We start from the raw sequence: 11,914 nt of genomic DNA on the forward strand, positions 1-11,914 counted from the left end.
ATCCAACGAACGTGGATCACTGAGTTGTAAAATGAATTTAGAGTGTACTTGTAACTTGTACTTTGTACTTAAAAGTTATGTTGTACGCTCAGTGTAAAATTCATCGGGTCGCCGTAGTTGTAGCCATCGGCGTAAACAGAGCTGTAATATGTTTTATCAAACAAGTTGTTGATATTAAGTTGGATATTCGTTTTTTTCGTAATATCGTAACGGCTCATTAAGTTGACGACTGCGTAGTTAGACTGCTCGGTACGATTACCGCTGGTATCATCTTGGTAGATTTTGCTTTGCCAGTTTACGCTCCCGCCCACGGTCAGTTCAGGTAATAGAGAAACAAAGTTGTAGGTGGTAAATACCTTAAATTGTTTTTTAGGGTAGGTGGTACTTACATCATCGCCATTGGTATCATGTGCTTTATATTGAGTATAACCAGCGCTGATTTTTAAGCCCTCAGTAATCTGACCTGTTGCTTCTAACTCAAAGCCTTTACTCGTCATATCTTTTTCTTCGTAGATGTAATTGCCGCTTGAAGTATAGCTTCCTGTGGCTTCGGCATAGTTATCTTGCTCAGTTCTAAATAGCGCAATTGTCGTGTGCAATGTGTTATCTAATAATGCACTTTTTAGACCTACTTCGTAGTTATGACCTTCTAGAGGTGAAACTAGGTTATCGTCGGCGTCGTATTTATCTTGAGGGCTAAATATCTCTGCGTAGCTGACATAAGCACGATGTTGTGGGGTGATATCGTAAAGTAATCCAGTGTAAGGGGTAACTTTACCATCTTTACCATAGTCAGATGTTCCCAAACCATCTCGGTTCCAGTTTGATACACGACCACCAATAATCCATTTTAAATCTTCAGTGAGGTGGAAGCGCGCTGCAGCGTAGAAACCAAATTCACGGGTTGTGTAGTCTGCCGTCAGGGATGGATTGGCAAATGTTGTTGCATAATCGCCGTCATAATCGTACAGGCTTTGACCAAATTCAGAGCCGCTCGCACCGTAACCGTAATAACGTTTTAAGGTTTGTTCGCTGTAGAGCAGGCCAGTTACAAACTCGTGAGTCTGTCCTAGCAACTGGAAATCGCCATTTAACTGCATATCATAACTATCGATGTTATTTTCTGAACGACTTTTTAGTGCATAAGTCCCTAATGAGGCGCCTTCATCAGAGGTATCAACAATACCGCCGACATAGAGAAGTTGGCTATGTTGCTTATATTGGGTGTGGTTATAATCAGCTTTAAACAGCCAACCGTTATCTAAGTGGTGTTCTAAGTTAGTAAAGTAATAGGTTGAATCCGTATTGTAGTAACTCCAATTTGCCGCCATTGATTTTGAGCGGCTCCAATCAATTTTGTTACCATCTGAGTCAAAAGCGTTGAGTCCACCCCAAGTTGCACCTGGCGCATTATTGTTTTGCATACCAGCACCAACGCGGATCAGAGTATCCTCGGTTATATCGGCATCGACAACACCATACAGCACGCTGGTTTCTTTACTGTAGCGGTCCATAAAGGAATTGTTTTTATGATATTTAGCAACAACGCGGCCGCGAACTGTACCTTCTTCATTTAATCCATTCGATAAATCGGTACTCAGTTCACGCTGATCCCAACTTCCGGTTTTTACGTTCACGTAGCCAGTGAAGTCTGAGCTATCAGCATGCTTTCGCGAAAAGTTGATGGCAGCGGCAGGGTTGCCGGCGCCAGTCATTAAACCGGTTGCCCCACGCACAACTTCAATACGGTTGTAGGTAGAAAGATCAATAATGGATTGACCAATTGAACCACCGAGATCGCCTAGTGGTTGCGGCACGCTATCGACCATATAGTTACTGACTTCAAAACCACGAGAAATAAAGGTGTTTCGCTCAGTATCGGCAGGAATCGTCGATAGACCAATGGAGTTATCAACGACATCTTTGATGTTATTTAAGTTTTGATCTTGTATGCGCTGCTCTGTCATTACGCTAACGGATTGTGGAATCTCATTATCTCGTAACCCTAAACCGACGGCACTATCGACCGGTTCATCTGCAGTATATTGACCAGTGACGACGATGGTATCTTGGGCCTTATCGTCATTACTTGGGGTTGAATCATTGGCAAGGGCATACTGATTCATCGATACTGTAGTTACGATGCTTAAACACAACCCTTTGATAATTATTTTATTTTTATTCATGATGCACGTCTTTATTTTTAATTTTTACGTTTGTTAAAGGTGAATACCACTGCGAATTCATTAGAAATACGATTTATTTCAGGGGGGAGGTGAATTCTTATATAATGGAGCATTCTACTTGGAAGATGATAATGCTTCCTATTTGTAATTAATGTAATTGATAAATAGTTATCAACCGATGCCGTTTTGGAAGTGCCCTGATGGAATTACGCCACCTAAAATATTTTTTGGCTGTTGCTGAAACTCAAAATATTCGTCTCGCTGCGAAAAAAGTGCATGTTACACAACCGGCGATATCAAAAAAAATCAAAGAGCTAGAGACAGAATTAGGTGTACAGTTATTTGATCGCTTACCCAAGGGGTTATCGTTAAATAAAGCTGGCGAGACTTATCAGAAAAGGCTAGGACCAATTATGGTACAGATTGCCGAAGCGAATGCGAAAGTGCGACAGTTTGCGAATACGGAATATGGCTCGTTAGGGCTTGGTGCTCCTGATTTTTTAATGTGGGGAGGCGAAGTGACACAAGTGATGAATCAATTTCGTAGCAGTAACGATAAAGTGGAACTGGAGATGTTTTCTGACAGCCCCGCGGTATTGCTCAAACGCCTAGAACTTGATCAAATTGATGGTACATTTATTTATTCATTCAGCCCACTTCCTAGTGAATATGAGGCCAAAGAAGTGGCACGTGATCGGTTAGTTCTCGCTTATCCAGTCAGTTGGAGCAGTAAGGTCTCTTCATCCATGAGTATCGATGATCTTAACCAACTACCAGCCGTGCGTTTTGCCAGAAGTGCGGATCCGCAATATTTTGAGTGGCAGGAAATGGTGTTGCATCAGCTAGGTTGGCTACCTAGTAACGTTCAATGGGCGCATGGTGAAGGAACTATGTTGGGATTAGTGGCGGCACAAGCCGGTATTGCGTTGGTGAATGAACGACATGCTTCACGGCCTTCTCCATTGGTTGAGTTTATGCCATTAGATAATCTCACCAAGACAATCACGCTCAATTTTGTTTATAAAAAATCGGCTGACAATCCAGCTCTTAACACATTTTTAACGTTATTGCTGGCTCATCATTCCAATTAGATTTTTTATACTGCCTAGTGGTGCCGTTTAAATAATAGCGGCATACTACCTCTGATCTATTCTCTTATTATAAAGATTTCCTTAATATTTTTATATTAAAGTATTGATATTAAGATGCTTTTTAATAATATCAGCTTGTTTATTTTTATCTGTTATAATATTCATTATAGGTATGATTACGTAGCTAATATTATTGATAAAATTTATAAGTTGTTGTTTTCGATTACTATTTATACAGTTGATAAGTTTATTTGTCACAAACATTAACATTTAGGTGGTTTTGCTATACCATTTAATAACTCGTTAACAAAAAGTGACAATAATTAATGTGATGTAATTATTGTTAACTTACTTTTTGATGACCATTTTTAACATTAAAGTGTCAGAGTGAGCTATGTATAACAAAAAATCTCCGGCGTTGAGTGACTTACAAGTCGCGAGACGTAAGGTGCTAAAAGGTGCGGCTTCGTTAGGCGTTGTATCTTTAGTCTCTGCTGTTCCTGTGAAAGTAATAGCAAGCCCCTTGAATGTGACCCACGATAATGTGTTCGTCACTGTGTCTAAAATATTAACGGGTCGTAGCGACCTATTACCTATTCTTCATGATCGTTTTTATGAAGCGTTAAGTCACCAAATTCCACAATTTGATTCAGATCTAAATGCGTTAGCGAAGGAGCTCGCAGCGCTGACACCAACGAAAATTGAATCCTCTTTAACACCACATTCTTTAACCACAGCCAAAGCTATTCTCTCTGCTTGGTATACAGGTATTGTTGGTCAAGGCGTGAATGCCAAAGTGATTACGTATCGGCATGCTCTGGAATTTGAAGCTGTAGATGATGTATTGCAGATTCGTTCTTATTGTCCAAATAAACCTGGCTACTGGGCCGCTAAACCTGTGGAGAAAAAAGCATAATGACCACGATTAAAAAAGCCGATTACGTTATTGTGGGTTCCGGTGTTGCTGGTGGCCTAGTTGCCAACGAATTGGCGCGCGCAGGTAAAGATGTTCTGATTTTGGAGGCAGGGCCTCGCTATACCCGAGGTGAAATTGTTGAGCGTTTTCGTAATCAGCCCAATAAGATGGACTTCATGGCGCCGTACCCATCAACGCCATATGCGCCTCACCCTGAAATGAATCCAGATAACGGTTACTTGATCCAAAAAGGTGAGCAAGCTTACGATGCACAATATATTCGTGCTGTCGGGGGAACAACCTGGCACTGGGCGGCATCTGCTTGGCGTTTTATTCCTAGTGATTTTAAATTGAAATCCATATATGGCGTAGGGCGTGATTGGCCTTTGGAATATAAAGACTTAGAGTCTTGGTATCAGCGAGCAGAAGAAGAGCTCGGCGTTTGGGGGCCAAGTGATGAGGAGTTAGGTTCACCACGTTCTAAACCTTACCCAATGTCACCATTACCTATTTCGTACAACGAAAAAACGATCAAAGACCGATTAAACAATAATGGCTTCTATGTTGTTACCGAGCCTGTTGCTCGTAACAGCCGTCCTTATGATGATCGACCAACATGTTGTGGTAACAATAATTGCATGCCAATTTGTCCAATTGGGGCGATGTATAACGGCATTACTCATGTGGAGAAAGCCGAAGCGGCTGGTGCTCGGATTATCGATAAGGCTGTGGTCTATAAGATAGAAAAAGGCGCGGATAACCGTATTGTAGCTGTGCATTATAAAACGCCCGAAGGTGAATCGGTAAAAGTAGAAGGTAAGTACTTTGTGTTGGCTGCGAACGGCATTGAAACACCAAAACTCATGTTAATGTCTGATGTGGGTAATAGCTCAGATATGGTTGGTCGAAATCTGATGGACCACCCCGGAACAGGCATCCGCTTTTTTGCTAATGAAAAGCTGTGGCCTGGCCGTGGCGCTCAAGAAATGACGTCTATTATTGGCTGGCGTGACGGTGACTTTCGTTCTGAGTATGCTGGTAAGAAAATTCATTTATCCAATTTATCGCGTACGGATCAAATGACCCAAGAGATCCTAGCGGAAGATACGTTCTTGATTGGTTCACATCTTGATGGAGAAATCCGCGACCGAGCTTCGCGTTACGTGCAATTTGACAGTTTTCATGAGCTGTTACCACATCCAGAAAACCGTATTATTCCAAGCAGTAATGGTAAAGACGCATTAGGGATCGCTAAGCCGGAGTTTTATTATGCCATTGACGATTACGTAAAACGCAGCGCGGTGCATACTCGAGAAGCTTATACCAAAATTGCTAAGTTAATGGGCGCTACAGACGTTCAATATAGTGATTCATTTGCTAACAACCAACATATTTGTGGCACAGTCATTATGGGTGATGACCCCAAAGATAGCGTTGTAGATAAAAACTGTCGTACTCATGATCACCACAACCTGTTTATTGCCAGCTCTGGCACTATGCCAACTGTCGGCACGGTCAACTGTACCTTAACGATTGCAGCATTATCACTACGTATTGCTGATACGCTAATGAAGGAGGCATGATCATGAAAGTAAAACACTATTTAATGATTGTGGTTCTTTTGGGATTAGCAGTCGTGGCCGCGATTGTTTCTGGTGTTTTGGCACCTAAAACGGTAAATCCACCTAAGATTGAACAACTCAGCACTACCGAGGTGCCGAAGGGAATGTCTCGCGGTGAGTACATCGCTAAAATGTCTGATTGTACCGCGTGTCATACGACGCAAACAGATAAGCCATTTGCAGGTGGGTTGGCCATGCCATTACCCATGGGTACTCTGTATTCCACTAACATCACTCCAGATAAAGAGACTGGGATTGGTCGTTACACATTGGCGGATTTTCGTCGCGTTCTTCGTGAAGGGATTCGTAAAGATGGCAGTCGCCTTTACCCAGCGATGCCTTATACGGAATACACTAAGTTATCCGATGCCGATATCGAATCTTTATATGATTACTTTATGAACCAAATTAAACCGGTGCATCAAGCAAATAGAGAGAATGATATTCCGGCTGTTATGTCGATGCGCTGGCCACTGGCTTTGTGGAATTGGATGTTCCATAAACAAGGGGCATATCGAGTGAAACCTGATGAAAGTGCGCAGTGGAATCGCGGTGCTTATTTAGTGCAGGGGGCAACCCACTGCGGTACTTGCCATACACCACGAGGTTTGGCAATGCAGTCGTTAGCTAGCGATGAGACAGAGCATTCATTTCTTGCGGGATCAGATCTGGGTGGTTGGCACGCGTTTAACATCACCAGTGATGAGACGGCTGGCATTGGTAAGTGGAGTCAGGCTGAAATCGTACAATATTTAAAAACTGGCTCTGTACCGGGTAAGGCACAAGCCGCCGGTCCAATGGCAGAAGCGGTTGAGCATAGTTTTCAGTATCTTACGGATAGTGATCTCAACTCTATTGCGACGTACCTGCGATCAGTCACGCCATTTAATGATGACAAAAATAAACCGTCACGATTTGAACAAGGTCAGCCGGTTTCTCAAGATCTGAAACTGCGCGGTGTTCCTGTTGATGTTGCGAGTAAAAAAATGCCAGGAGCTTCACTTTACATGGGCAACTGTAGTGTATGCCATGATGCTGATGGTAGCGGCTCACCGGATGGTTATTATCCATCGCTTTACCATAATAGCGTCATCGGTAGCGAACATACTGGCAACTTAATTCAGGTTATTTTGCATGGCGTCAAGCGTCACACTGCTTCTGGTGATGTAATGATGCCAGCGTTTGGTCAACACTTAAGTGATAAAGAAGTGGCAACACTAGTGAATTTCTTAACCAAAACGTATGGAGCAAAAGACGCCAATATCTCAGCATCCGATGTGAAGGCTCTGAGAGTGAGTGAATAACACTTAATAAAAGTATTTTATAACGCCAAAGTGAGGTCATATGACCTCACTTTTTTATAAGTACGTAATCAAGCATAATGGTACCAATTTCGACGATTCAGCCATGGATATAGGCTGAGACACAATCACAATAAGGAGTAAATCATGGCAAGTTTTGGATTTTTGGGCCTAGGTATTATGGGCAAAGCCATGGCTATAAATTTGGTAAAAGCGGGATTTGACATCACTGTTTGGAATCGTAATCCAGAAAAATGTGCAGAGCTTATCGCTTTAGGGGCTAAACATGGCGATTCGCCTAAAGAAGTCGCCGCTACCTGTGATATCACATTTGCTATGGTTTCCGATCCAGCGGCAGCTTTGGCGATTTGTCAGGGTGAAGATGGTGTTGCCGCTGGTATTGGTAATCAACGCGGTTATGTTGATATGTCGACAGTGGACGCCGCAACCTCACAAGAGATTGGCAACGCTGTGACTCAAGCTGGAGGTCGCTTTTTAGAAGCGCCTGTATCGGGAACGAAAAAACCGGCTCAAGATGGTACCTTAGTTATCTTAGCGGCAGGTGATCAATCTTTGTATCAACAAGCGGTGCCCGCTTTTGAAGTGATGGGGAAAATGTCGCCGTATCTTGGCGAAGTGGGCCAAGGTGCCAACATGAAGTTGGTTGTGAATATGATGATGGGGGGCATGCTGAGTATTTTTAGTGAAGGTATGTCGCTTGGGATGAAATCTGGATTAGAGGGTGAAAAAATCTTAGAAGTATTAAGCGCTGGTGCCATGGCCAACCCTATGTTTTCCATCAAAGGGGCGATGATGCTTGCAGAGGATTACACGACAAGTTTCCCATTAAAACATATGCAAAAAGATTTGCGTTTAGCTGTTGAGTTAGGAGATAAATTAGCCCAGCCGATGCCAACAGCGGCAGCAACTAATGAGGCATTTAAACTGGCTCGCAAAGAGGGGTATGCTGACGAAGATATTGCTGCGCTGTATAAAGTTGTGAAATAAGCGCGCATCGTCGTTGCCCAGTATTACTTAATAAGCTCAAGTTTTTTACTTGAGCTTTTTTGTGCGTGTTAATCACTCACTCACCCTTTTAGTGTGTTGTGCAGAACCTGTCAGTCCTAATATTAAAGATATTGATAAATATAATGTTTATCCTTAATAAAGATATGGTGTTTATCGGTTGTTACATCAGCTATGCTTAATATTCACGAAACATTAAATTCTTTCATTTGCAGTGATATTTCGCCGAAGAGGAACAATGAAAGCCGTTAATTTTCGGTTTTTGGAGTATATATGGACGCAATTATTAATTTTTATTCCACACATCAGATTATCATCATGGATACTCTGAAAAACTTGCTGCTTGCAGTCATGGTGCTCGTCTTATCCATCGTGATTTCTAAGCTAATACGCAAAGCTGTCTTTGCTAGTATCATGAAAATCAGCAACAGTGATGAAATCGTGTCACGCCTATTTTCGAAAGTGACCTCGTATGCCATTTATTTAATCGCGATTGTGATCATTTTGGATTTGTTTGGGGTGAACACAACGAGTTTAGTGGCATTGGTCGGTGCGACAGGTTTAGCGATTGGTTTAGCGTTGAAAGACACCCTAAGTAATATCGCTGCAGGGATTATGCTGTTGATCCTTAAGCCGATCAAAAAGGGCGAATTCGTTGAGTTTAGCGGTTTGTCTGGCAGCGTAAAAGATATCGGTTTGTTTACGACGATTCTGGAAACCGGCGATGGTTTATTTATTTCTAGTCCAAACCGGATTGTATGGGGCGCGACGATCAAAAACTACAGCCGTAACAGCCGTCGCCGTATGGATATTACGGTCGGCATTTCTTATGATGATTCAATTGAAGTGGGGCTCAATGTGCTCAAGGAGCTGGCCTTAAGCCACGAAGCAGTATTACAAGATCCCGCACCTAAGGTACTCGTGCAGATGTTGGCTGATAGCTCAGTGAATCTTCAGTTACGAGCATGGTGTCCGATCGATACCTACTGGGATACATATTGGAGTATTCAACGTCAAATTAAGCCTAAGATCGAAGAAGCGGGGTTAAGTATTCCTTATCCACAGCGTGATCTACACCTTACGGTGACTAATAAAGATGGGATGCCATCATTGTAAGAACACGGTAATTAAGCCTTAAATGAAAGCGCTACTTCGTTTTGAAGTGGCGCTTTTCGTTGAAGAACAGTCATCAGCTTTGTGGCGAGTTTGTTGACGGCGCCGATGACAATGGCTGCTGAGCAGTGTCTTGAGTGGTTTGAGGTGTAGATTCTTCCTCTTCATCCGATGGACCATCTGTCACACGCATGGCACAGAATGCAATCACAAAATACGCAAATGTAAGCGCAATGGCGGTGTAGAAGTAATCTTGTTGCATGGTTTTCAATGCTTCACCACTCGGTGCTAAGCACACTAAACGCACGGCTAAAACGACCATAAAGATTAAGATGGCACCAGCACCGACCAGTAATACCTTGGCGATATTTGCCGTATGAGCATCTGATGGGTCTTCCTCTTCATCGTCACTGTTCGCGTTTTCTGCAAGGCGTTTTTGCTCAAAATTAATCAATACTTGTTCTTTCTCTTCTTGACGCATTTCATGTGTAGGCCACGAGTCTTTTGCGCCCATGAAGCTTGCAGCAATAGGATACAGAATTAAGGCGATTAAATATTCGGGCAAGAATATGTAGTAAAAGCTGATTGCCTTAGTCACAACCATCGTAACTGCAAAGGCTAAAGCAATCCCCCACGCTAAAAGGGCGGCAAGGTTGAGTTTTTGCCCCAAATAGCGTGACCAGTAGCGAGTTAATCCAAGTTTGGGTAGTAGGTAATGTTCTGCAATGGTTATTGCGCCAACTGGACTGAGCAAAATAGCGCCATAAACAGTTAACGGCATCACCGATTGTGCAACGAATGGGAAACAAGCTGCAGCAGCAATGACAATGCCGATAATCGCTGTGACTTTACTGCGTGTCATGGATGGCATCAGTGCACTTGCAGCAAGGCCTGCACGGTATAAACAGGCATTCGCGGTGGTCCAGCCTGCGCAGATAACCGCCAGTAACCCCACATAACCGAGAGTGGCGAATGCAACATCAGCGGAGTCGAGATTAATGAGTGATTTACCGACTAATACCGCTGCACCTGCGCCCATTAGACCAGCTGAAATCCAGCCAATATAGTGACCTAGGAACATACCGATACTCGAAAATACCCCATACCATTTACGATGTGCAAAACGGAAGGTCGCCATATCGATTAGACCTAAATGCACCATTGCACCATTTGCCCAAGCAAAGGCGGCCACTTCCCAAGTCGATATACCGGGCTTGCCTTCTGGTGTTGTTCCAGTCCAGATAGAGTCACGAGCAACAGAAAGAAAATCGGAAAAACTCGATACTTCTGTGCTGCCATGAACATGCATCGCTAAGGTTGGAAGTGCGATGGCTGCACCGCAGATAAAGCAGGTGAGCATCCAAGGTGAGCAGATAGTGGCAAAGTTCGCCATTGCCTCAAAACCTCGCGCAGCAACAATCACCACAACGGCACTGAGCAAGAGGGTGACGATAATAAAGGCAATCGACGTTGGGTAGGCTTCTAATTGCACTGGCAAATCGAGAGCAAAGCGCACAGCATAAGCTGAGACGGTAATCATGGCGGCTGCGAGTGAACCATAGAAGAGCAGAATGGCACTGTTATAAATTTTGCTGAAGTGCGATCCAGTGATTTGTTCTAAATAACTAAACAGAGATCGCCGGGTTTCAACGGCAATGGGGGTTGTCACAATCATCCAACTGGCAACGGCAAGTAGATTACCAATTAAAAGGCCTAGTAACAGTTCCTTAGTTCCGACCCCCATGGTGACAAAGGTGACACCAATGACAAATTCAGTGGCAGCGATATGCTCTCCGCCAAATAAACCAGCGAAGTAACGCCAGCCCTTAACATGACGAGCTGCTGGGGGAATCGCGTTGCGCAGATAGCGACGCTTATGTTTGGGTAATTGTGGACCAGGTTGGTGATGTATTCGTTGTTGCTGACTCATTGATGCAGACTCCAAAAAAATGAGGTCGTAGCGTTCTACCTGCTATTCGTAATAGACGGAAGAGCTGGGTATTAAGTTAGGTACGTAGATACCGATGCGATACGACAAATCCTACTTTTATCGGGGTGCTGCTTCGGAAAGCTTAGAGGCTTTTCTCGTTACAGCTGATTACATATCAATCATAGACTTATTCAAAATAAGACATCTTTTTTAACATATCAATAGATATAAAGTTAAAAAGGAGCGTTGCCAGTTAACAAAAAAATTCATTATGAACAGTATCTTTGTGATGAGGACTGCATAAATATAGCAGAGCACGGACTATTTGTGAGACTGAGTCACGACCCAAGATAATGTCACTATACTGTCATTATCTCATTGTAGGGTGTGCCCGAAACAAGTTGTGGCATTGTACTAAACGCAATGCATTAGTCGTTTTTGGTGAAGGACGTTATGGCTAGAAAAATAGCAGATGCTGATAAAGAAATTATAAAATTACTCCAAAATCAGGGCTTAATAAGACAAGAAGCAGAAGCAGTATTAAAACGTGAAGTGTACCAACTAAGACCAGATGAAATTGCGATGGTCAAAAATTACGCCACCCACTTTGGTATTGCGAATCAAGATAAGTATATTCAGGAAATTTTGGAATTACGGCGCGAATTATTGTTAACTCGATTAGAGCCATAGATGACGCAAGCCGCAACCATTTAAATAGTTGAGGCTTGC

The 11,914-nt window shown here is 43.0% G+C and carries 9 protein-coding genes; 7 read left to right on the plus strand and 2 right to left on the minus strand.

Annotated features, from left to right (window positions below; all coding sequences use genetic code 11):
- Nucleotides 1-68 precede the first annotated feature (68 nt).
- Entirely contained in the window at nucleotides 69-2,186 is a 2,118-nt protein-coding gene (locus tag I1A42_RS03855) for a TonB-dependent siderophore receptor (RefSeq protein WP_196122718.1), read from the minus strand.
- A 200-nt stretch (nucleotides 2,187-2,386) separates the two neighbouring features.
- Between I1A42_RS03855 and I1A42_RS03860 the strand changes: the two genes are divergently transcribed.
- From I1A42_RS03860 to I1A42_RS03885, 6 genes are all read left to right on the plus strand, one after another.
- On the plus strand, nucleotides 2,387-3,277 hold the full coding sequence (locus I1A42_RS03860) for a LysR family transcriptional regulator (protein ID WP_196122719.1): 891 nt from the start codon (nucleotides 2,387-2,389) through the stop codon (nucleotides 3,275-3,277).
- Nucleotides 3,278-3,671: 394 nt separating this feature from the next.
- Nucleotides 3,672-4,193, plus strand: coding sequence for a sugar dehydrogenase complex small subunit (locus I1A42_RS03865; protein WP_196122720.1), 522 nt, complete (start codon nucleotides 3,672-3,674; stop codon nucleotides 4,191-4,193).
- Nucleotides 4,193-5,776 (plus strand): GMC family oxidoreductase, encoded by a 1,584-nt coding sequence (locus I1A42_RS03870; protein WP_196122721.1) that lies wholly within the window; start codon nucleotides 4,193-4,195, stop codon nucleotides 5,774-5,776. Before I1A42_RS03865 ends, I1A42_RS03870 begins: the two co-directional genes overlap by 1 nt.
- 2 nt (nucleotides 5,777-5,778) lie before the next feature.
- The gene (locus tag I1A42_RS03875) at nucleotides 5,779-7,119 is read left to right on the plus strand and encodes a cytochrome c (RefSeq protein ID WP_230389332.1); all 1,341 of its coding nucleotides are present in this window, start codon (nucleotides 5,779-5,781) and stop codon (nucleotides 7,117-7,119) included.
- Between the two features lie 144 nt (nucleotides 7,120-7,263).
- Nucleotides 7,264-8,124 (plus strand): NAD(P)-dependent oxidoreductase, encoded by an 861-nt coding sequence (locus I1A42_RS03880; RefSeq protein WP_196122722.1) that lies wholly within the window; start codon nucleotides 7,264-7,266, stop codon nucleotides 8,122-8,124.
- Nucleotides 8,125-8,415: 291 nt separating this feature from the next.
- Entirely contained in the window at nucleotides 8,416-9,258 is an 843-nt protein-coding gene (locus tag I1A42_RS03885; RefSeq protein WP_161157384.1) for a mechanosensitive ion channel family protein, read from the plus strand.
- Nucleotides 9,259-9,331: 73 nt separating this feature from the next.
- Here the strand turns inward: I1A42_RS03885 and I1A42_RS03890 are convergent, their stop codons facing one another.
- Nucleotides 9,332-11,185, minus strand: a complete 1,854-nt coding sequence (locus tag I1A42_RS03890) for a hypothetical protein (RefSeq protein WP_196122723.1) — start codon at nucleotides 11,183-11,185, stop codon at nucleotides 9,332-9,334.
- A 453-nt stretch (nucleotides 11,186-11,638) separates the two neighbouring features.
- On the opposite strand from I1A42_RS03890, the gene I1A42_RS03895 reads away from it, so the two are divergent.
- Nucleotides 11,639-11,875: a hypothetical protein gene (locus I1A42_RS03895; RefSeq protein ID WP_161157386.1), complete on the plus strand. Its 237-nt coding sequence runs from the start codon at nucleotides 11,639-11,641 to the stop codon at nucleotides 11,873-11,875.
- Nucleotides 11,876-11,914 lie beyond the last annotated feature (39 nt).

Source organism: Vibrio nitrifigilis, assembly GCF_015686695.1.
Taxonomy (GTDB): domain Bacteria; phylum Pseudomonadota; class Gammaproteobacteria; order Enterobacterales; family Vibrionaceae; genus Vibrio; species Vibrio nitrifigilis.